Genomic DNA, 21,367 nt, shown 5'->3' on the forward strand with positions numbered 1-21,367 from the left:
TTGTTCCTGTACCAAGCACTTCTTACTCCATTAAAATAAAAAAGCTCTTAAACAGCATTATAAGAGCTTTGTCAATAAAAACTTAGGGCCAATTGGAAGCTTTATGCGCGGAATCTAGTCTTAAACCTTGTCAAGAGGATGATTAGTTTCGTGTGGTTTGCGTGGATCCCGCGCATAAAGCGCGGGAAGTGGGCAGTTTAAGTTGAAATGTCAACAGACTCTAATATTTTTCTATAAATATCGGTTGCCAACCAGCCCGGATACTGTCGGACTATAATTAACCATAATGGAAATATTTTGCAGTAAATAATGTTTGTCGGGGCTGATATTTATTGGTTTCTGAGTTATAGTAATGTTTTCTGCAGTAATAATTTGCATTGAATGTTGTTACCTGGAAAGCGTTTTCCCAGATTTTTATCTCTTGATGTATTTCGTGGAATAACGATAATTTTAATGATATTGGTGAATAGCCCTGGCAATAAAACAGTTTATTCCTGGCTTGCGCACTCTGTTTGGCATGGTTGCACCCTTGCGGATATAGTATTCCCCTTTTTTATTTTTATCGTTGGTGTGACTTCAGTCCTTTCCTTGGCAAAATCGAGGCAGCAAGGGCTAAGCAATAATTTACCTAAAATTGTTCAGCGTACCCTTATAATTTTTTTAATCGGCTTATTTCTTAATCTCTTTCCTTATCATTTTGACTTATCAACCATCCGGTTTTTTGGGGTTTTGCAACGTATTGCTATTTGTTATTTCTGTATTTCATTATTGTATTTGACTACTCGTATTCAAACCCAAATCGTTATTTTTATCAGTTTACTAATTGGTTATTGGCTATTAATGACTGTAGTCCCTGCCCCTGGTTATGGCGCGGGAAATTTAACGCCAGAAGGTAATTGGGCATCCTGCGTGGATCGCATGATTTTTTCCTCACCACATCTCTATGGAAAAATATTCGATCCCGAGGGGCTATTAAGCACACTCCCTGCAATAGCAACCGCCTTATTGGGCAGTTTTACTGGTATATGGTTAATTTCAACCAATAATCCTAGGCGACAATTAACGGGATTATTCATAGCGGGTATACTGGGTGTCGTGACGGGATGGGTCTGGGGGCTATGGTTCCCAATAAATAAGAGCTTATGGACCAGTTCTTATGTTTTATTTACTGGTGGGTTGGCGTTGATTGTTTTTGCAATTTGTTACTGGTTGCTGGATGTTAAAGGTTATAAAAAATGGGGCAAGCCTTTTGAAGTTTTGGGTTTAAATGCAATGGCAGCTTACTTCCTTCATATTTTTTTCTTGAAGGTTCAGCTAATGGTTCCAGGCAATTTGCGCTTATTAGTTACAGATCGCCTATTTGGTTGGAGTGCTCTGGAGAACGCTTCATTATTTTATGCGTTGGGTTATTCTTTACTATGGCTTTTGGTGCTTACCGTTTTCTATCGTAAGAGAATTTTTCTCAAAGTATAGAGAATGGAGTAATCAATGTGGGTTGACGCTAATATTGAGTACTGTAAAATCAAGGCACTTTTATATTACGATGATTTAAATAATCTTTCGTAGATTGCTTGAAGAAAATACAAGCGTCAAGGAATCGACATGACATTAGTAATACCTGGTAATAGTCCCTGTGATTTAATTTTATTTGGTACTCTTGGTGATCTGGCTGGCCGTAAGTTGTTACCGGCACTCTATCAACTGGAAAAGTCAGGATTATTGCATGCCAGCACGCGGATAACGGGTGTTGCACGTGAAGAGTTAACACTCTCGGATTATATAAAAATAGTTGAAACCAAATTAGAACAGTTCTTAACTGCTCCCATTGACATAGAAATTTGGCAACGGCTACAGCAGAAGCTGCAGTACGTAAAAATAGAGCTTACAAAGGGTGCTGATTATGAAAAACTTGCTCAGCTAACAGATCCTTCTTTGCGAATTCCGGTAAGCTATTTTGCCACTCCACCGTCTTTATTTGGACAAATCAGCCAAGGTCTGGAAAGGGTGGGTCTTACAACTGAGCCAGCACGAGTGGTAATGGAAAAGCCGATAGGCCATGATTTGGCTTCTTCTGTTGTAATTAATAATCAAGTATCGCAGTATTTTAATGAACGGCAAATTTACCGTATTGACCATTATTTGGGTAAAGAAACAGTACTAAATTTGTTAGTCCTTCGTTTTGCAAACGCTATTTTTGCTTCAAACTGGGATAATACTGCCATTGATCATGTGCAGATCACGGTGGCTGAAGAGGTTGGTGTTGAAGGGCGATGGGGGTATTACGATGATGCAGGCCAAACGCGAGACATGGTACAAAACCACCTGTTACAAATACTTTCCTTAATTGCCATGGAGCCGCCAAGAAGTCTGGAGGCTGATAGTATTCGTGATGAAAAATTAAAAGTATTAAAAGCATTACGGCCAATTAATGTATCTAATGTGCAAGAAAATACAGTGCGTGGCCAGTATACGCAGGGCTTTATTAATGGCAAAGCTGTACCAGGGTATCTGGAGGAAAAAGATGCTCGTACAAATAGTAAGACGGAGACCTTTGTAGCAATTAAGGTGGATATAGATAATTGGCGTTGGGCAGGCGTTCCTTTTTATTTACGCACTGGCAAGCGTATGCCCAAGAAGCAAAGTGAAGTTGTTATTTGCTTCAAGCCGCAGCCTCATAATATTTTCTCGCAAAGCTACAGGCATCTAACACCGAACAAATTGATTATCCGCTTACAACCTGATGAAGGAGTGGAAATTCAAATTATGAATAAAACTCCCGGTTTGGGAGAAACCATGCAGCTGCAACAATCAAAACTTGATTTAAGCTTCGATAAAACATTTAAATCACAACGTATTGCTGATGCTTATGAGCGCTTACTATTAGAGGTTATGTTAGGAAATCAGTATTTATTTGTGCGCCGTGATGAAGTAGAGCAAGCATGGAAATGGGTAGATGGCATATTGGAAGCCTGGAAAGGCTATCATGAGCCTCCCAGTTTTTATCAGGCAGGTAGCTGGGGACCTGTTGCTGCTATTTCTTTATTGGCGCGGAATGGTCGAAATTGGGACGAATAAGATGCAGTTAGTTCGCTTTGATGATACTAATCAGCTGGATCAGTATTTTGCCCGACAGTTGGTTGAGCTTCTAGAACAAGCAATAAAGCAACGCGGCCATGCTTATATGGCAGTATCTGGAGGTAAAACGCCCCAGGGGTTGTTCCGCTCACTGGCTAAGACTGATTTGGATTGGCAGCAAGTGACAATTACTTTAACGGACGAACGTCGGATAGCCCCGACTGAACATGATAGTAATGAACGTTTAGTCAAAGAGAATTTGCTGCAAGGTAACGCTGCAAAAGCCAACTTCATCAGCCTTTATAGCGAAGAAACCTCTGTGTCTGCCTGCATCAATGAGGTAAAAGCCAGAATAAAGACATTACCCAGGTTTGATGTAGTGATTTTAGGTATGGGTGAAGATGGGCATACCGCTTCTTTATTTCCTTGCAGTGCTGAAATTACCAAAGGATTAACTGAAACGAGCGAGGTGTTACTGGTTACTCCAGCAACCGCACCTTATCAGCGAATTTCATTGACTAAAATGCGTTTATTAAACAGTAGAGCCATCTTTTTACATCTAGTTGGAGAGAGAAAGCTGATTGTTTTGAATAAAGCATTGGATGGAACGGATGAGTTGGCGATGCCTATTCGCGCTTTTTTACAGAACCCTGATAGCCGAATTCAGGTCATGTTTGCACCCCAATGAGGTGATTTATGCATAAAGTAATACAAGAAATTACAGAACAGATTATTACCCGCAGTGAAAAAACCCGAGCTAATTATTTGATGCGCCTGGAAAAAGCTCGCTTGCAAGGGCCTCATCGTAGTGCGTTGCAATGCGGAAATTTGGCTCATGGTTTTGCTGCTTGCCAGATTCAGGAAAAGACAGCCCTTCGTGGCCTTAGTAAGCCTAACATTGCTATAGTTTCCTCCTATAACGATATGCTATCGGCACACCAGCCCTACGAGTCCTACCCAGCCTTACTGAAGGAAGCTGTGAGTCAGGCAGGTGGGGTTGCGCAATTCGCTGCAGGAGTTCCTGCCATGTGTGATGGCGTAACCCAGGGGCAGCCTGGGATGGAGCTAAGTCTTCTAAGCCGCGATATTATTGCCATGTCAGCAGCCATTGGCTTGTCGCATAATATGTTTGATGGCGGTTTAATGCTCGGGATTTGTGACAAAATTGTACCCGGATTATTAATTGCTGCATTGAGTTTTGGGCATCTTCCCTTTGTGTTTGTACCGGCAGGCCCTATGCCATCGGGGGTTTCCAATAAAGAAAAAGCCCGTATTCGACAGTTGTATGCTGAAGGGAAGGTCGGCAAAGAAGCGCTGCTTGAGGTCGAGGCGGCTTCTTATCATGCACCGGGAACCTGTACTTTTTATGGGACAGCCAACTCCAATCAATTAGTGGTAGAAATGATGGGGTTGCATTTGCCTGGAGCTTCCTTTGTAAATCCAGGGACTTTATTGCGCGAGGAACTTACAAAAGCTGCTGCTCGCCAGGTTATTTCCCTGACGCATTTGAATAATAACTATTTACCCGTAGGTCGGTTAATCGATGCCAAATCAATAGTGAATGGTATTATTGGTTTGTTGGCAACTGGCGGGTCTACTAATCATACCATGCATTTGGTAGCAGTCGCTTCTGCCGCGGGCTTTGTTGTTAACTGGGATGATTTTGCTGAGTTGTCCAAAATTATTCCTCTGGTTACTAAAATTTACCCAAATGGACATGCTGATATTAATCATTTCCAACAAGCAGGAGGAATGGCTTACCTGATTCGCACCTTATTAGACGCCGGGTTATTACATGAGGATGTTAATACAGTCGTGGGGTTTGGCTTGCGACATTATACTCAACAGCCGATTTTAGAGAACAATCAACTAACCTGGATTGATGGCCCAACTGAAAGCTTAAATCCAGAGGTGCTTACTTCGGCAGAGACACCCTTTAAAAAACAGGGTGGGTTGCAGGTATTGTCGGGGAATATTGGACGTAGCGTGATTAAAACCTCTTCTTTACATCCGGACACTGAAGTTATTCAGGCGCCGGCAGTTGTATTTTCCAGCCAGGATGAATTGGATATTGCGTTTAAGGCTGGAAAATTAGAAAAAGATTGTGTGGTGGTGGTGCGTTTTCAGGGACCAAAAGCTTGTGGCATGCCAGAGTTGCATCGTTTAACCCCCCTGCTTGGTGTTCTGCAAGATCGTGGCTTTAAGGTTGCATTAGTTACCGATGGACGAATGTCCGGCGCATCAGGAAGAGTCCCTGCTGCTATTCACGTTACTCCGGAAGCGATGAGTGGTGGTGTAATTGCAAAAATTCAAGACGGTGATCTGATTTTGGTGGATAGTCGAAAAGGAATCCTGCAAGTTTTGGTATCTGATGAGGAGCTAGCCCAACGTCAAGGGGTAAAAGCAAAAATATCTGATTTTTACGGGATGGGGAGGGAGCTTTTTGCGGCTTTACGCTTACAGTTGACTGGGGCAGAGCAAGGGGCTTGCAGTTTATTTACTGAGGTTGGCTTAAATGATTAATCAGCAACATGATACTAACGAATTTCACACAATCGTTGCTGATATTGGAGGAACTAACGCTCGCTTTAGCCGGGTTAATCTGACTAACCTGAGCGTTGATAATGTGGCTGTTTATCCCTGCTCCAGGTTCTCAACTTTATCTGCTGCGTTAACCTTTTACCAACAAGTTCAGCAGTTATCTTCTATCAAGTATGTTGTGATTGCCATTGCCTGTCCGGTGACGGGTGATACTGTACGGATGACCAATTTTCATTGGCAATTTTCAATTCATGAGATGAAGGAGCAGTTCTGTTGATGCAACCAAAGCAAGGGTGGTGTTAGGTGCTGGTACAGGATTGGGAGTCGCTCACCTTATCCCTTATGCGGAAGGTTATATTCCCGTGGCAGGAGAGGGTGGCCATGTGACCTGGGCTGCGCAAACAGAACAAGAATGGTTTATTCAGCGTTTTTTGGCTGAGCAATATGATCATGTTTCCTGGGAACGTTTGCTATCAGGTCCCGGCCTGGAAAGCCTTTACCTGGCACTTGCAGCTTATCAACGCCAACAAGTCAATCCACTCCCGGCCTCCGAGATTGCAAACCTGGCACTAACGGGTGAGTCTACGTTGGCTCAGGCAGCAGTCGCACAATTTTTTGCAAGTCTTGGAAGTTTCGCTGGTGATTTGGCACTTACTTTAGGTGCTTTCGGAGGAGTATATATTGCCGGAGGCATTGTGCCCAGGTTATTACCATTAATGGAGGGTAGTGAATTTAGAGATCGTTTTGAATCAAAGGGCCGCTCAAGTGTGTTTAATCGTCAAATTGCCACACAGGTTATTGTTGCTGAGCAACCTGGCTTATTAGGAGCGGCAGTTTATCTAAAACAAATTGTGGCCAAGGAGTATTATGGCATTCGATAATTGGTTATTAAAACCTGAGACGTTGTTTTCTTTAAGCCCGATAATCCCTGTTGTCGTGATTAAAGATCTTGAAGCTGCAATACCAACCGCTAGAGCGTTACTGGCTGGCGGGATTAAAATTCTCGAACTTACCTTAAGGACACCTGTTGCCTTGGAAGCCATTCATCTGTTAACCCAGGAAATGCCAGAGGTTATTATCGGTGCAGGAACAGTTACTACGCCGCAGCAGATGGAAGCCTGTATTAAGGCAGGTGCGCGATTTGCAATAAGTCCTGGGTTAACCCGGGATTTATTGCAAACAGGAAAAGACTCAAGTGTACCGTTGATTCCAGGTGTTGCCAGTATTTCGGAGTTAATGGAAGGTATTAATTTGGGCTATCAGCACTTTAAGTTTTTTCCTGCTGAATTGCTGGGGGGTATCCCGATGCTAAAGGCAATTCATGGCCCTTTCCCGGCGGTTACCTTTTGTCCGACTGGTGGCATTAGTGAGAAAAATTTTCTCGACTATTTAAGTTTACCTAATGTGCAGTGCGTAGGGGGGACTTGGGTTGTTCCTGGGGAGGCGATGAGAGAGGGACATTGGCACCGCATTACCGAAGCAAGTGTGGCTGCATTGAAGCAGGCGGGTTTTACAAGTAAAAAGGATTAAAAAAATGGCTTGGTTAGTAGCAATTATTGGCTCAGTAACAGGTTTCTTATTTGGATATGATGAAGGGATTATTGCAGGTTCTTTGGATTTGGTAAGGAATTATTTCCACTTAACCCACACGGACATCGGTGTCATGACATCCGCCCTGCCGTTTGGGGCGTTAATTGGTTCTATGTTTATCGGTGCTATATTGGCCTCGCGTTTTAGTAAGCGCTTTGGCAGACGGACTATTTTATTTTTTGCCGGTATTCTCTTCCTTTTAGGTGCCTTGGGGACAGCGGTCGCAGGAGAAGAATGGATTCTAATCACAGCGCGCTTTATGCTTGGGATAGCAATTGGTACTGCCGCTGTAACAACTCCCCTCTATTTGGCAGAAACCGCCCCCATGCAATTAAGAGGGGCAATGGTTGCTATTTATCAGTTGGCTATAACAGTAGGGATTGTTTGTGCCTATTCTGTTAATTATTTGCTTATCGAACATCAAGCTTGGCGGATAATGTTTGCTTCAAGCGCTATTCCAGCGATGATGTTGGTTATTGGTATCTTCTTTTTGCCAGAATCCCCTCGCTGGTTAATGAGCGTAAACAGAGAAGAAGATGCCGCAAAGGCATTAAAACGCTTGCGTAAGGATAAGCTCATTAAGCAGGAATTACAGGAAATTCAAAAAACCCTGGCAAATGAGCCTAAAAAAGGCAATTGGCGTGCTTTATTTAGCAAACCCTTGCTTCCGGTTTTATTGCTGGGAATGATGCTATTTTGCCTGCAACAGTTAAGCGGTATTAATGTGATTATTTATTTTGCTCCGGAAATTTTTAAAAATCTGGGATTTGCAAATACCACAGGGCAAATTTTGGCAACAATGGGAATTGGATTAGTCAATTTACTGGTAACGATTATTGCAATATTCAGTGTCGATAAGATTGGTAGACGCAAACTATTATTGATAGGCTTTACTGGCACTTGTATAAGTCTGGCCGCATTGAGTATGTTTTCTTTCTACCATGCTTTTTTTCTGGCTTATCTCTCCGTTGTATGTCTGACAATTTATATATTTTCATTTGCTATCAGCATAGGGCCTGTTCCTCACATAGCGATGTCAGAAATTTTTCCTTTACACGTGCGAGGGGTTGGGATGGGCTTATCCTCAGTAAGTAATTGGGGGTTTAATACCTTAATGATATTTAGTTTTCCTATTTTACATAATAAATTTGGTATAGAGTTTACTTTTGCTTTATATGCTTTTATTTGTTTTCTAGGATTAATTTATACTTATTATTACATGCCAGAAACTAAAAACTTGAGTCTGGAAGCAATTGAAGATTATTTGATGAGCGGTAACGCTTTGCGCTATTTGGGACGTGAGCAAGATAAAGAATGGCCCTCTTCTCCATCAGATGCGAAAGTGGGTCTGGTGTACGAATAATTTATAGGAAAAAGGCACAGTAAGCTATTAAGAAATTATGCTGTGCCTATGAATCAATATCAACTAACCACAGTATTTTCTAGCGTATATTAAGCTCAGTAATTCCTTGAGCAATAGCATTTGATGTACTGCTGTTCATCTTCCGAAAGCTGAATTTATCAATAAACCTGGCGAAAAAAGTTTTGGGTTCTTGGGGAGGTGCTTCAACGTGTAAGTTCTTTTCAACATGTAAGTTCTTAATGACTACATTTTTTTGATCGGCAATTTTCTTAATATGGTGAACATCCATAAAATGAAATTTGCAATTTGTAAATGGATTTAGCAGCCATTTACTTTCTTCCATTTCCAAATCCTTACGATAAGGACGAAAATTATGATACTTAATTAGTTGAGTGATGGAGAATTGATGTCCAGTTGACACAACCACTTTGTCATTGTCGTCAATTTCATTAAAAGTAAACATGTCTTCTTCGTTGATTGGGCTGAGTTCTGCCAAGACCAACAGACAATCATAAACCGCCTTTGCTAACGGGTGTTCCTCGTTTATTTTTGGTTCCTGTGGGAGTAAAGCCTGTAGTTCTATTCTTAAGGTTTCAATTTCATTTGGGAAGCCTGGAGATTTTAACCTATTAGCTATAGCCAACAGGTTGTTATTATTGGACAATTTTTCGAGATTTTCTATTGCTTGGGTAAGTTTTACTGACAACTCCATGTAGCTACCTCTCTAACCTTTATTAATAAAAAACAAATCAATCATACATTAATTAAACAGAACTTGGCATTAATTTTTCACGTAATGCGATTGCACGAAGAGTAGCCCCATAACTCCAGGTTAAGGAAATTGCGCCTTGTTGAATTCCTGTATCAAGGTTTATTTGTTCACTCATCGTTAAATCAGGTGCATAAGTCTTAATCAGTCTTAAATAATCATCTCCTTGGGCTATGTAATTCTTAATGCGTGGTTGGTTGGTTTTCGTCATCGGTAATTTGGCTGCTAGAGAATAGTAATATTCTGCCATGGTGGCGGTTAAGATAAACCAGGGATTGCCTAAACCGTCATTGCGGTAGCCATCATAAGTATCACCCGGATAACGCCCAAATAATAAGGCATTTTGATGATTGGCATTGATGGGGTAGAGAAGTTTAAACTGTTTTTTCAGGGCTGTGGCCGTATTTTTTACATAGAAATTATCAGGTGGAAAAATTTCATCGTTAGTATGCCCTAACAGCACAGCTAACATGACTGCTGAATCGAGTTCCAGTGTTTTTTGAGGCCCAGGATGTGGTGGCAGTGTTGCCTGAATTATCTTGTTTTCCTTATCAATATATTGATTTAATCGTTCAGCAATTAAATGGGCCTGATTTTCATAAAAATCTGCTGTAGAGGCTTCATTTAATTCCCGCGCCAATAGAGCACCTTCCAGTAGTGCTTTTCTTTGAACCATTTCAGTAAAAAAATGTTCGCCGTAAACTTCTTCCCAGAGATCATAATTTTTATCCTGCCAATGGTGTGCTATATATTCCAAGTCTAACTTAATAGCACCCATAGTTATAGGATCTAAGCCCCCGCCATATAGATGCGATTGAACGTAATTGATTTCATTATCTTTCAATAAAGTGTGTGCAAAACGGATTAATGTTAATGCGCGAAGAGCAGGGCCATCATTTTGTGGTCTTCCCCAGGGGCCGTCATAAGCTCGGCCATCAAGGTAAAATTTTGGTTCACCCAGGATATCTTGATCGGGAAGTGTATCCGTTTGATGTTGGGCTTTTTCAACCCAATGAACATAATTAAATAATCTTTCCTTACCCAGAGGATTGTGATTTTTTTCATACCAGGTTTCAACCAGATCCATGGTAATCGCAGCGTCGCGAACCCAGTCATAGTAATAATCGGGGTAATATCGGGAAGGAGAGGCGATAACCGCTCCTTTGCTGCTAATATTGGCAGTGAAATATTGCTTTAAAGTGCTAATTTCGGCAGGCGTAAAAATCCCTGCAGTTGCTTCTGACAACCAAAGAAAGAATAATAGAGTTAAAATCCGTTTCATTTTCATCCCCTGAAATTTCAAATTCAATCAAAATAATGCATTTTATCTCAAAGACTAAAACCAGGCTATGGATCTTTGATATAGTGGGAAATACATAATATAAAATGGGTATTTCAATGAGAGAGTTGGGATTGCACGGCATAAAAACAATTAAATTTAACCAGTTAAGTAAGGTGATCTTCTATTGTTTCCTATTTTTTAATTTACTTAATAATACAGTTGTCGCTGCTTCTCATAAGGACTCTGTAGAAAAATATGAATTAACTGATGCCCCTGAAATAGGGATAACCCATGCAGGCCAAAAGCTGATGTTAGGTGGTTTCTCAGGGCTTAGGTTCCTGGGAGAAAACAGCAGGGGAGCACTATTGTTCATTACCCATACCGATCGTGGTCCGAATCCGGAAGTCATCTATGAAAAGGATCGTATACATCGTCCCTTTCTGCTTCCTGCTTTCAATCCACGCCTGGTTTTTCTGGAGGTTGATCGCAGTAGAAAATCAATACGGGTTATTAAACAAATTGGCTTGAAGAATTTTGAGGGACACAATATGACAGGATTGCCTCAGGAAGAAAATCATGAGCATCCTGTTGATAGTTATGGAAACGATTTAAGACTTGATCCGCAGGGTATGGATTTAGAGGGAATAGAAGTAGCTCCTGATGGCAGTTTTTGGATGGTTGAAGAATATGGACCATCGATAGCACATTTTTCTCCTGAAGGTCAATTGTTGGAGTTGTTTAAACCGGGGTCAGGGCTTCCTGAAGTATTACGACAACGGCAGCTCAACAGAGGTTTTGAAGGCCTGGCACTTCAAGGTGATAAATTGTTTGCCATCATGCAAAGTCCTTTAGTTAGCCTGAAAAAAAACAGTAAAGTAGTTCGTCTTATTGAATTTGATCTTCAGGTCAAAAATACGACGGGACAGTATGTTTATTTGCTGGAAAGCAATACAGATCGGGTAAGTGATATGGTCACACTTGATGCTGAACATTTCCTCATACTGGAGCAGGGAAAGGATGCAAAAAAAGTTTTCCTGATTAGTTTGGTAAATTCGACAAATATTCATTCGTTGCCTGATAAAAAGATTAGCTCCCATACAATGCTGGAAAATTTAGAGCCCTCAAGTCTTGGGGAAGCAGGTGTAGTGACTGTTAATAAGAAGGGAATTTTAGATCTTGCTTCTCTTGGAATTAAAGGAAAAAAAATTGAAGGTATTTCTATAGTTAATTCTAATTATATCGCAGTGATGACAGACAATGATTTTGGGTTGGATGGAACGTTGGATATGAAAAGCGGGAGAGCGGGATATACCAATAAAAATTCCACCCTTTATTTAATTCCTTTTAAGATTGACAGATAAACTTATTGGTTTGTGCAACCCTGAAATGGCTATTCTCATGGCTCATAGTTAAACTACATAGCAGTTTCTGAAAAATTTGCCCATTTCTACTGAAAGTCCTGAGATTCATTTCGGGTTAGCGGATGGAGTTTGATGCCCTTTCGATAGGCCGCTCGCCCGATAAGGTGAAAGGCCACGGGTGCTGTCATAATCAGGAATAATATGGCGATGATAATTTCTGTAGCTACTGACCAGGTGGCGAAATAAATCACAGCGCCAGTTAATAAGAGGCCAGCCCCTAATGTGCCTGCTTTGGCTGAAGCATGCATACGTAGAAAGAGATCGGGCATTCTGACAAGGCCTAATGCGGCAATAAAAATAAAAATTGCTCCAACCAAAAGAAAGCAATCACTCAATGAGAACTTCATATTATTCCTCTGTATTAATTTGTTTGTCCATATAATGCGCGTACAAGGTGCTGCTTAGAAACATAACCAACGCCAGGGCAACTACGATATCCAAATAAATTGCCTGTTGGGTGTATATGCTGAACAACGCAATCGCAGCCATTAATATATTTGTTAATAAATCAATAGCGACAACTCTGTCGGCTAACCCAGGGCCGAGCACCATTCGGGTAAAACATAACATGCCGGCCAGTGTAATGAGCAAACAGGATAAATAAAACAAAATACTCACGGCCAAATCTCCATAATTGGTTGTTCAAATTTACGTTTTAATCGATCAATTAGCCGTTGCTTATCAGAAAAAAACATGACATGCATTAACATGGTTTTTTTATCGTCAGTAATCTCCAGCGCAAGCGTGCCTGGAGTCAATGAAATGACATTGGCAAGCAACGTTATCTGAATATCATTAGTACAATCAAGTGGGAAATAAACCAGGGCAGGCTTTGCACGCATGCGAGGTGTCAGCACAACATAAGCTACCCGCAGATTAGCTATTATAATTTCATAAAGAACGAACACAGAAAAAAGCATGAAAACAAGCAGGCGATGGAGAAATTTAATTATGGCTGGCATATTGCTTCTCCTGAAAGTGCCTGTAGATAACAGTGAGGGTTTAGTAACGCCTGAGCTGCCTGCTCTACTGCTCCGTAGAGAATTTGGGGATAAAAACCAATTAATAGCGTGAGTGTTCCTAGAAAAATAATGGGTGAATAAAGATAAAGGCAATCATGATAGTTTATTGGGCTCATTTGGTTGGTTGTCGGTTGTAAAATTGCAAAACGCCATATTTTTATCATAGAGAATAAAGTGAAGAAACCTACCAGAAGAGCGATTAATGCACTCAGCCAAAAGCCGGAAGTAAAGGCTGCTTGTAATAAAAGATATTTTGCCCAAAATCCAGAGAAAGGCGGTAAACCGGCGAGAGAGAAGGCAGGGATGAAAAACAGAATCACAAGCATTGGTTTTTGCTGAAAAAAGCCGCCCATCTGGCGTAAGTCTACATGCGTGCTGTACCGGGTTAATAATCCTGCGATAAGAAAGAGATTGGTTTTTACTATAATATGATGAATGATATAAAATAATGCGGCAGTTAAAGCTAATGCTGTTCCCATAGCCAGACCAAGCGTCATGTAGCCTACCTGGGAAATGATATGAAAAGACAAAATACGCCTTAAATGATAATCACTGACCGCCCCAAAAACACCGCCAAGCATAGTTAGACAAGACAGCACCAGCAAAATAGGCATCAATGGGGAATGAGGAGGGAGAAACAGGGTTGTGAAGCGTATCAGAGTGTAAACCCCTACTTTAGTTAACAGGCCGGCAAATATGCCGCCTGCCGATACACTGGTTAAATGGTAAGAAGCTGGTAACCAGAAGTAGTAAGGAAATAAGGCGGATTTCACTGCAAAAGCAATCATTAATGCAGCAAAGGGAGGTAAGAAGAATTTCATTGTTGTCAAGGAATGTGACCAGATCGCCAATTGGGCTATATTTAAAGTACCGCTAAGGCCATACAAGATTCCAATTGCCAATAGCATGATTAGAGTAGCTAGTAAATTTAAGGCAATATAGTGTAATGCCCCCTGCAAGGAATTTTTTTCTCTGGTCAGCGTCATGAGAACAAATGAGGCAATAATCATAACCTCAAACCAAACGTATAGGTTAAATAAGTCACTTGTCGAAAAAGCGCCGGTGATACCGGTTATCATAAACCAAAAGGTAGGGTAAAATGCTTGCTTCACAGCAATACTTGAATCAGATGAACAGTAAATAGAAACCGCAAATGTTGTTAAGGCGGTAATCAATAACATCAGGCTGGAAAAGTAGTCTATTGTAAACGAAATGGCGAAACCTGCAGGGTAGCCTCCCAAATCCAGAAATAAAATCCCATGCTGTTGTACTTTCCAATTTAGATAAATAGTAACTGATAGATACAGTACTGCGCCAATATAATGGATGCTGCGTTGTAATTGCCCGGTATTTAAAAGCAATAATGTTATCAAAGCAGTTGTCAGGCTGCATAGTAATGGTGCACTTGCAAGATTACTCATAATAGCGTTTTTTTGTTCTGAGAGGAGTATCCTCTGGGGGGTTGTCGTACATGGGGTAACCACGTTTATGTAAAGTGCGTAAGATAATTAATGAAAAGGCAATAAGGGCGAATGAAATAACAATAGCGGTAAGAACCATTGCTTGCGGCAAAGGATTGCCTACTTTATCCGCAGGTTGAGCGTTAATGAATGCGGGTTGTGAGAAAAAGATCCGTCCAGCCAGCAAAATAATAATATTAATCGTCGAGGATACCAGAATTAAGCCATACAGCCACCGACTAAATTGCTTGCTCATTAACAAATACAAGGCAATTGCTATCAAAACTCCTGTCATGATTGCCATTAAACTCATTGTGCTTTCTCCAAAGCGACCAATATAAATAATACAGAAAAACAGGTGATAAGATAAATACCAATATCAAATAATAAAGGAGAATTAATCACCGCAGGTGCCCATTCTGACCAAACGCTGCTGAGAAAGATCCTGCTGCCAGCTATTAATCCCCATAAACCACTACATAAGAGCAAGATTAAGCCTATACATAGCCAGACAGTTAATGATAGTTTTATGATTGAATATAAGGCTTCTAGCCCATATGCCAGCAAGTACAACGATAGTGCTGATGCGGCAACTAATCCTCCTAAAAATCCGCCTCCAGGCGCATTATGTCCACGAAATAATACCCACAAGGAGAAAAGAAGCATCCAGCCCAGTAAAATTCGGGCTATTGTTTGCAGGATTAATGATTTCATTGCTCTTTACCCAAACGATATTGCAATAAAAAGTAAATGCCGATTGCGGCAATCAGCAAGACAAGTGCTTCTCCCAGTGTGTCAAGCGCTCTAAAGTTAACCAGTATTACATTTACTATATTGCGTCCATGCCCTAAAGTAAGGCTATGATTAATAAAATAATCACTGACTTCTGAGTTAAAAGGTTGCGGCCATAGTTTATCTACCATTATGGCTATCAATAGCCCAAGAGAGATGGCAATAGTTGCTCTTGATAAGCGGTGCCATTGCGTTTCTGATTGGATGGTTGGCCATTGAGGTAAACCAGATAAGCTGAATATAATCAAGATAACCATCAGTGTTTCAATTAATGCCTGAGTCATTGCCAAATCAGGGGATCCCTGAATGACAAAGAAAAAACTAAGCCCTAAGCCAAAAACACCCAGGGCAATTAATCCAGACAGAAATTGCGAAACAAACAATAGGCTTACAGATGGAAGAACCAGCCAGAGAAAGAGAACCCAAAGAAGCCAATCAGATGGTTTAATAATTGGATCAAGATATAGAGGCAAATCTGCCGTTAGCAAAATGCTTAATGGAATAGAAAGCGTCAGAAGGGTCAGGGTAATATAGCGATTCAAATAACCACTTTGCCAAAACAGAGTCCACTGTTTGGCAATCCAGAGGCTGCCTTTGAGGGCTGACTGCAAGATTCGTTGCGGACTAACTCCTCGCAATTGTCTAAAAGTATCTAATAACTCACGTATCCAATGTCGGTTAATATATAACAATACTGCCCCACTGATAGTAATTAAGCTAAGTACCAGAGAAGAGGTCATTTCTGCTCCACCCGGCAGAAGCGCAACGTCTTCTTGTCGTCCAAGGATGGTTTCAGTCGCAGGGGTTAAAATATAGTAATCAAGTGAAGCGGGGAAAATACTTAAAAGCAGAGTGATAATAGCTACCAATAATGCATTAACCGACATGTTAAAGTTTGCTTCTTTCACTTGTAACGGTCGTTGTTTCCCCCAAAATGGCCCCAGAATCAGCACATAGGCAATGGCAGCCATCATCATGTTGGCAAAGAGAACGACGAAAGTCAGAATATGGGATGCTATTGGAGCAGTTAAACTTGCTTCGTATACCAGCTCCTTAATATAAAAACCTAACAAGGGGGGCAACCCAGCCATTGATGCCCCTGCAACACAAACAGCAAGAAAGGTCACAGGCATGGCTCGGTGCAGACCACCGATTTTTTTTAAGTGGCGTGATCCGGTTTGATGCTGGATATCACCGACCGCCATAAATAAATTTGCCTTATACAGGGCATGAACTAAAAGAAAGGCAACAGCGGCTTTAGTGGTTAGGAAATGATCGCTGGCGAGAGTAAAAACAAGTGAGCCCAAGGCGGTTATTGTTGTATAGGCCAGTGTTAACTTCATATCCAACTGCCTAAAGGCAGCCAAGGCACTTATCAGCATTGTAATGCCGCCAATAGTAGTTAAGCTGATAAACCATAATTGGGATTCGGCAAACAGTGGGTGAAAACGTGCTAATAAGTAAATACCTAGTTGCACTAAGGTGGCCGAATGCAGATAGGCACTCACTGGGGTTGGGGCTTTCATTGCGCCTGGAAGCCAGAAATCGAAAGGAAACTGAGCGGACTTGGTGAAGACGCCGATAAAAAATAAAATTAATATCCAGGGAAAATAGGGGTGGTTATAAATTAAAGCGTAGTTGGTGATTAACTGGCTAATTTTTTGAGTGTCTGTTATTTGTGCCAGTAAAATAAAGGAAGCCAGTAAACACAGACCACCTAAAGTAGTAATATACAGCGCTTCTATAGCCGCTTTCCGTGCCGTGCGATGGCGGTGATTCAAGCCAATTAATAAGAAGGAGCAAACAGACGTTATTTCCCAAAAAACAAATAAAGTGATCAGATCATCCGCACAAACCGTTCCAAACATGGATAACATGAAGATGAACAGTATAAAATAATATCGCCCCAGGTAAGGGTTATTTTCAAAGTAGGGTTTGCTGTATATAACAATGGGTAAGCCAATTCCACTAATCAACAAAGTAAACAGCTGACTTAAGCCATCCAGACGAAAGGAAAAACTTATTCCCGGGGTTTTAAACCAGGGGAGGGCAAATTGAATCACTTTACCATCTGCTATATCTGGAGTTTGGTACAAAATAAGACAAAGGGTTGTTAAGGGAGCAAGGGCTAATAGCCAGCCTAGGCGGTTGTCACGAACTGCGCGAACAGCAACAGGTGATAAGAGGGAAGCAAGCAAAAAGATCAATAAACAGCCGATGATAATCATTGGATTTGATCGTTTTGACAATCAGTTATCAGGATAGACTCGGTAATTGTCGCTTTTCTATATTTAAGCATTGGCATCCATTGTCTATTTGCTTTTAAGCCTATGTATAACTTAAATTACAATGATGAATCAAGTGGTTATCCATATTTACGGCTAATTTTATTGTAAACCACTTGATTCTCTATCTCCTTGCCTTAATGCCTCGCGTCTTTCCTCGATTAAATTATGTGCTGCCACAATAATTGGATTATCTGATAGGTCTTCTTCCAAATAAGTTATTTTTCTATACTCTTCATAAGCAGCCAGTTCTTTTTCGCGCATATGAATCTCAAATTCTTTATAAAACGCTCGCCCCTTTTTCTCTCCTAAAATGTCCATAAACTGCTCAAATAGGCCGGTTTTGGGATTACTATAAAAACAAATGTTAACAAAAGGTTTTTGATAAATATTAAAGAAACGATAGGGTTTTCCAAGGAGCGCCGGAATTTGTTTAAATAATATGTCAACGCCCTCTTTTTGCGGCTTATTTTTTGCCTGGCATAGAAGCTCAATAATTTCCATTCGTCTCTCTTTGGGGATGATAACTGAGCGGACGGATGAGAATTTATTACCTCGGATAGGATGTAAGGGAGCATTTCCTACCCTGGCCCCTCGCTCAGAGAGTAATAGTTTTACATTACCATCTTCGAGATTTTTTAAAGTAGCGAGCACTCCATGGCCTTTAAACCCCGTCGCTTGGAAGGCAAGGCCTTCTTTCTCCAATGTGTTTAGAATCTCTCTGGGGGTTGTGTCGGAGAAAGTTTTATCGATTGCTGTCAGCAATAAGTTAAATTGAGGAATTAACTCTGGGTGTTTCTCATTAAGAAAGATTTTAAGATGGCCACTGAGGATTTGCATCCCTTCATCGAAGGTTCCTGAACCGAAGTTAACTGAAGTCTTAGGGAAATCAAGGACTTCATTTAGTTTTTCGCCACCGAAAATAAAGTACAACCTGCATCGTTGCTTGAATTCCTCATGATTTATATTGTAGGCGGTTAACAGTTTTTGCAGGATTCCTTCAGGTAATGTTCTTAGATGGGGAATGGTAAGGGCTGTGTCCCCTTTATTGTTTTTAGCAAAAACATCAGCTCCAGCATTTATTAATAATCGAATTGCGTTAATATTTTGGTGTACCAGTGCTGTGAGTAAAGGTGTATTAACTTCATTATCAGGTGTATCAACTGTTTCTTTTGATAAGTTGATTAATTCATTTAAATAACTATCCTGGTTGTGAATAATAGCCAAGTGTAGAGGTGTTTGACCCTTGGCATTTTTTTCATTAAGTAAATATCCATGTTCCTTAAGTAAATAGCTTACAGCAGTGCCGTAATACTTACTGGCGAGCGCTAAATGTAACAAGGTATTTCCTTCATTATCCTTTTCTTCCAGGGAGTAACCTTGTCGATGGAAAAGCTTGAGTACCTTGTCATAATTGGTGATGGCAGCCATTAATAAGGGAGTATGACCATTATTGTTTTTTTCTCCAAGCAAGAGGGGATTGAACTGCAAAAGTCGTTCAACAATAGGTTGCTTATGGTTTATGACGGCAATGGATAAGGCATTATTGCCGTCATTGTCTTTATCATGTATCGGTGGTGATTCCTGATCAAGTAAATAATGCACTATAGGCAGCCAGCCATATGCTGCTGCAATTAACAACGGCGAGTTATCTGAAGAATCCCTTACAGATAATGAGGCACCATGCTTAACTAGCCACTCGACGGTAGATAAATTGCCTTCCTGGACAGCATCTAATAAAGCCTGGTTTTTTTCTTCCTGAGTGCATATATCAAGCAGGAGGCTGGCTGTCTCCAGGTGATGAGAACCCAACGCCAACTGGAAGGCCGTTTTTCCTTGTTTATCTTTTTTATCCGCCGGCACGCCCGCTTCTTTTAAGCGTTGAACCACCTGGCTATGTCCATGCCTGGCTGCTGACATCAATGAATTTCGTCCTTCTTTATCAACTGACATCATGTCGATATTCTTTTCAATCAGGAAATTGACATTTTCTAGTTGACCTTGGGTTGCGGCGATGTTCACCGCATTCTCCCCGCGCTTATTTTTCCAGTGGATGTCACAGTTGCTTTTAATGAGGCAGTTAATGATCCTCAGATCATTGGTTCCCACAGCGATCAAAAAAGGGGTGTTTTGCTCATTGTCTTTGGGCTCAGTTCCTTCTTCTAATAGCTCTGATTTAAGGAGGAATTGAACGGCTTCAAATCGTTTGTTGTACACAGCAAAATGTAAGGCAGACCATCCATCATTTGCTTTGTAGTTGATAAATCCCTTCTTATCCGGGACGCTGTTTAATAGTAATTGATAGGCAGCTATATCGTTCAAGGCAATGGCAAGCAATGCAGCTCTGGCTTTCTCTGGATATCTACAGCGTTGAAGTTGCTTTTTTAATTGTTCATGGTTTTGAGTAACAATAGGGGCCGTTGCACGAGTTAACCTGGATATTCCTTGCAGTTTTTCGGCGGTTTCTGGAGCGGAGTATAGATAGCAACATTCAAGAGGTGAATAACCATTGTCATTGATTTGCTCAAGAATTGGCAAGTCGGCAGTGATGTTTTCTACCGCCTTAATAATTGCTTCCATAATGGCAGGTTGATTGAACCTTGCAGCAAGATGAGCCAGGTTATTTCCTTGTTTATCTCGCGCTAAAGAGGCGTCGATGTCTGCATAGTTAATATTATCTATGAATCTTTGAGTGTCCCCTTCTCGTATAGATTCACGCAAAATATCTTCAGGAAGCATGGCTTAAGCTCATAGTTGTTTGTATAAGTATAGATTACATCTAATCAACACAGATTCACCTATAAACTGGACTCTTTACATAAGAGTCCAGTGTCTTCTTCAATCCATAGGGTCGCGGTATTTTTTGATCTAAATAAAACAGGGCTATTTTCAATCAGATTTTTATATTGAGTGGAAACCTCTTGCGGTAATTTCTTGCCAAACCGTTGTTCCGAAGAACTATCATCATCCTGGTGATCATAATCTGAAAGCAAGATACGGGCACCGGTTTGGGTACAGATTATTTCGCTGATCTGTAACGGTTTAACTGAGGAGAATTGAATTATATCTATAAGCTCTATAACCGGAAAAATTAAGGGTTTGTCTGAGCAATAGCTTTTATAAGACCGTAATGTACCGTTGCTGGCGCTATATAAAGCTTTGATAACAGGGAGCATTTCTTCATCGGTTGGCCGATAGTGTCCGCTATCGTTGGTGACTTCCTGTAGTACGCCGTTTTCAAATAGTAAACTGCCAGCAGCCAGAACTTTTTTCCCATTTGCCATGAATGAATGATGCATGGTTTTATCACAAAGTAATTTGGGATTTTCTTCACAAGTCAAAACAAAAAGATATTCACCATCTAACCATTCGTTTTTAGAATCACTAAAAAAAATGTCTCCCTCATCCTCATATAGGTTAATGACATACTCTTTCTGTTTTTCTTTATCGATGTATTTATTTTCAAGGCCATTTTCTTTCAGGAACCTCATGGCTTTTCTTTCATTTTTAAATTCATATTTCAAAGAAATTTTACTATTGATTGGTTGACCATAGTACATAATGGCTTCAGGATAGTTATTTTTCATATCAGATCATTAATAGTTAATTGGGTCTAATTTTACGTGTTAAATATTAACCGTTTATTAAGCGATTTCGTTGACTATCCAGATTCTAAAGCAGGGTGTTTTTAGATTGAAAGTATGATTGGCGGCCATTTCCTTCTGCTCTCAAACAGAAAGCAGGCTACTCTCCGGCAAGGAGTTTTG

Annotated in this window: 18 protein-coding genes and 1 pseudogene; 8 read left to right on the forward strand and 11 right to left on the reverse strand. The window is 40.7% G+C overall.

Going from position 1 to position 21,367, the window contains the following annotated elements; translation table 11 throughout:
* The first annotated feature begins 381 nt into the window (after nt 1–381).
* The 7 genes and pseudogenes from E1O65_RS08975 (at nt 382) to E1O65_RS09005 (ending at nt 8,569) form a co-directional block, all read left to right on the forward strand.
* Nucleotides 382–1,473: a heparan-alpha-glucosaminide N-acetyltransferase domain-containing protein gene (locus E1O65_RS08975; protein WP_133133272.1), complete on the forward strand. Its 1,092-nt coding sequence runs from the start codon at nt 382–384 to the stop codon at nt 1,471–1,473.
* A 129-nt stretch (nt 1,474–1,602) separates the two neighbouring features.
* Nucleotides 1,603–3,075 carry a glucose-6-phosphate dehydrogenase gene (gene zwf / locus E1O65_RS08980; RefSeq protein WP_133133273.1) on the forward strand — a complete coding sequence of 491 codons (1,473 nt, stop codon included), beginning with the start codon at nt 1,603–1,605 and terminating at the stop codon, nt 3,073–3,075.
* A 1-nt stretch (nt 3,076) separates the two neighbouring features.
* Nucleotides 3,077–3,763, forward strand: a complete 687-nt coding sequence (gene pgl / locus E1O65_RS08985) for a 6-phosphogluconolactonase (RefSeq protein WP_133133274.1) — start codon at nt 3,077–3,079, stop codon at nt 3,761–3,763.
* Between the two features lie 8 nt (nt 3,764–3,771).
* Nucleotides 3,772–5,598: a phosphogluconate dehydratase gene (edd, locus tag E1O65_RS08990; protein ID WP_133133275.1), complete on the forward strand. Its 1,827-nt coding sequence runs from the start codon at nt 3,772–3,774 to the stop codon at nt 5,596–5,598.
* Nucleotides 5,591–6,497 (forward strand): annotated as a pseudogene (locus E1O65_RS08995) (glucokinase). The gene edd and the pseudogene E1O65_RS08995 overlap by 8 nt, the downstream one beginning before the upstream one ends.
* On the forward strand, nt 6,484–7,146 hold the full coding sequence (locus tag E1O65_RS09000) for a bifunctional 4-hydroxy-2-oxoglutarate aldolase/2-dehydro-3-deoxy-phosphogluconate aldolase (protein ID WP_133133276.1): 663 nt from the start codon (nt 6,484–6,486) through the stop codon (nt 7,144–7,146). The pseudogene E1O65_RS08995 and the gene E1O65_RS09000 overlap by 14 nt, the downstream one beginning before the upstream one ends.
* A 4-nt stretch (nt 7,147–7,150) precedes the next feature.
* Complete coding sequence (locus E1O65_RS09005; protein ID WP_133133277.1) at nt 7,151–8,569, forward strand: sugar porter family MFS transporter; 1,419 nt, start codon at nt 7,151–7,153, stop codon at nt 8,567–8,569.
* A 79-nt stretch (nt 8,570–8,648) separates the two neighbouring features.
* On the opposite strand, the gene E1O65_RS09010 is transcribed toward E1O65_RS09005, so the two are convergent.
* Nucleotides 8,649–9,281, reverse strand: a complete 633-nt coding sequence (locus E1O65_RS09010; RefSeq protein WP_133133278.1) for a hypothetical protein — start codon at nt 9,279–9,281, stop codon at nt 8,649–8,651.
* A gap of 52 nt (nt 9,282–9,333) precedes the next feature.
* A complete protein-coding gene (locus E1O65_RS09015) occupies nt 9,334–10,620 on the reverse strand; it encodes a glycoside hydrolase family 15 protein (RefSeq protein WP_133133279.1) in 1,287 nt (428 codons plus the stop codon).
* A gap of 116 nt (nt 10,621–10,736) precedes the next feature.
* Here E1O65_RS09015 and E1O65_RS09020 point away from each other — a divergent pair, with 116 nt between their 5' ends.
* A complete protein-coding gene (locus tag E1O65_RS09020; protein WP_165474946.1) occupies nt 10,737–11,981 on the forward strand; it encodes an esterase-like activity of phytase family protein in 1,245 nt (414 codons plus the stop codon).
* Nucleotides 11,982–12,067: 86 nt separating this feature from the next.
* Here E1O65_RS09020 and mnhG read toward each other — a convergent pair whose 3' ends face one another.
* The 9 genes from mnhG to E1O65_RS09065 form a co-directional block, all read right to left on the reverse strand.
* Nucleotides 12,068–12,388 (reverse strand): monovalent cation/H(+) antiporter subunit G, encoded by a 321-nt coding sequence (gene mnhG, locus E1O65_RS09025; RefSeq protein ID WP_133133281.1) that lies wholly within the window; start codon nt 12,386–12,388, stop codon nt 12,068–12,070.
* Nucleotide 12,389: 1 nt separating this feature from the next.
* On the reverse strand, nt 12,390–12,659 hold the full coding sequence (locus E1O65_RS09030; RefSeq protein WP_133133282.1) for a monovalent cation/H+ antiporter complex subunit F: 270 nt from the start codon (nt 12,657–12,659) through the stop codon (nt 12,390–12,392).
* The gene (locus tag E1O65_RS09035) at nt 12,656–13,003 is read right to left on the reverse strand and encodes a Na+/H+ antiporter subunit E (protein WP_133133283.1); all 348 of its coding nucleotides are present in this window, start codon (nt 13,001–13,003) and stop codon (nt 12,656–12,658) included. The genes E1O65_RS09030 and E1O65_RS09035 overlap by 4 nt, the downstream gene beginning before the upstream one ends.
* Entirely contained in the window at nt 12,991–14,484 is a 1,494-nt protein-coding gene (locus E1O65_RS09040) for a proton-conducting transporter membrane subunit (RefSeq protein ID WP_133133284.1), read from the reverse strand. The genes E1O65_RS09035 and E1O65_RS09040 overlap by 13 nt, the downstream gene beginning before the upstream one ends.
* Entirely contained in the window at nt 14,477–14,836 is a 360-nt protein-coding gene (locus E1O65_RS09045; RefSeq protein ID WP_133133285.1) for an NADH-quinone oxidoreductase subunit K, read from the reverse strand. The genes E1O65_RS09040 and E1O65_RS09045 overlap by 8 nt, the downstream gene beginning before the upstream one ends.
* Entirely contained in the window at nt 14,833–15,237 is a 405-nt protein-coding gene (locus tag E1O65_RS09050) for an MnhB domain-containing protein (RefSeq protein ID WP_133133286.1), read from the reverse strand. Before E1O65_RS09050 ends, E1O65_RS09045 begins: the two co-directional genes overlap by 4 nt.
* Nucleotides 15,234–17,564, reverse strand: coding sequence for a hydrogen gas-evolving membrane-bound hydrogenase subunit E (gene mbhE / locus E1O65_RS09055; protein WP_242601571.1), 2,331 nt, complete (start codon nt 17,562–17,564; stop codon nt 15,234–15,236). Before mbhE ends, E1O65_RS09050 begins: the two co-directional genes overlap by 4 nt.
* Before the next feature lie 138 nt (nt 17,565–17,702).
* The gene (locus E1O65_RS09060; protein WP_133133287.1) at nt 17,703–20,339 is read right to left on the reverse strand and encodes an ankyrin repeat domain-containing protein; all 2,637 of its coding nucleotides are present in this window, start codon (nt 20,337–20,339) and stop codon (nt 17,703–17,705) included.
* Between the two features lie 59 nt (nt 20,340–20,398).
* Nucleotides 20,399–21,187, reverse strand: coding sequence for a hypothetical protein (locus E1O65_RS09065; RefSeq protein WP_133133288.1), 789 nt, complete (start codon nt 21,185–21,187; stop codon nt 20,399–20,401).
* Nucleotides 21,188–21,367 lie beyond the last annotated feature (180 nt).

It is taken from the genome of Legionella sp. W10-070 (assembly GCF_900640175.1).
In the GTDB taxonomy this organism is placed as follows: domain Bacteria; phylum Pseudomonadota; class Gammaproteobacteria; order Legionellales; family Legionellaceae; genus Tatlockia.

What these genes read in the sequence shown, in the direction of transcription:
- E1O65_RS08975 (WP_133133272.1), top strand. Translation starts at nt 382, where the DNA reads ATGTTGTTACCTGGAAAGCGTTTTCCCAGATTTTTATCTCTTGATGTA.
- zwf (WP_133133273.1), top strand. Translation starts at nt 1,603, where the DNA reads ATGACATTAGTAATACCTGGTAATAGTCCCTGTGATTTAATTTTATTT.
- pgl (WP_133133274.1), top strand. Translation starts at nt 3,077, where the DNA reads ATGCAGTTAGTTCGCTTTGATGATACTAATCAGCTGGATCAGTATTTT.
- edd (WP_133133275.1), top strand. Translation starts at nt 3,772, where the DNA reads ATGCATAAAGTAATACAAGAAATTACAGAACAGATTATTACCCGCAGT.
- E1O65_RS09000 (WP_133133276.1), top strand. Translation starts at nt 6,484, where the DNA reads ATGGCATTCGATAATTGGTTATTAAAACCTGAGACGTTGTTTTCTTTA.
- E1O65_RS09005 (WP_133133277.1), top strand. Translation starts at nt 7,151, where the DNA reads ATGGCTTGGTTAGTAGCAATTATTGGCTCAGTAACAGGTTTCTTATTT.
- E1O65_RS09010 (WP_133133278.1), bottom strand. Translation starts at nt 9,281, where the DNA reads ATGGAGTTGTCAGTAAAACTTACCCAAGCAATAGAAAATCTCGAAAAA.
- E1O65_RS09015 (WP_133133279.1), bottom strand. Translation starts at nt 10,620, where the DNA reads ATGAAACGGATTTTAACTCTATTATTCTTTCTTTGGTTGTCAGAAGCA.
- E1O65_RS09020 (WP_165474946.1), top strand. Translation starts at nt 10,737, where the DNA reads ATGAGAGAGTTGGGATTGCACGGCATAAAAACAATTAAATTTAACCAG.
- mnhG (WP_133133281.1), bottom strand. Translation starts at nt 12,388, where the DNA reads ATGAAGTTCTCATTGAGTGATTGCTTTCTTTTGGTTGGAGCAATTTTT.
- E1O65_RS09035 (WP_133133283.1), bottom strand. Translation starts at nt 13,003, where the DNA reads ATGCCAGCCATAATTAAATTTCTCCATCGCCTGCTTGTTTTCATGCTT.
- E1O65_RS09040 (WP_133133284.1), bottom strand. Translation starts at nt 14,484, where the DNA reads ATGAGTAATCTTGCAAGTGCACCATTACTATGCAGCCTGACAACTGCT.
- E1O65_RS09045 (WP_133133285.1), bottom strand. Translation starts at nt 14,836, where the DNA reads ATGAGTTTAATGGCAATCATGACAGGAGTTTTGATAGCAATTGCCTTG.
- E1O65_RS09050 (WP_133133286.1), bottom strand. Translation starts at nt 15,237, where the DNA reads ATGAAATCATTAATCCTGCAAACAATAGCCCGAATTTTACTGGGCTGG.
- E1O65_RS09060 (WP_133133287.1), bottom strand. Translation starts at nt 20,339, where the DNA reads ATGCTTCCTGAAGATATTTTGCGTGAATCTATACGAGAAGGGGACACT.
- E1O65_RS09065 (WP_133133288.1), bottom strand. Translation starts at nt 21,187, where the DNA reads ATGAAAAATAACTATCCTGAAGCCATTATGTACTATGGTCAACCAATC.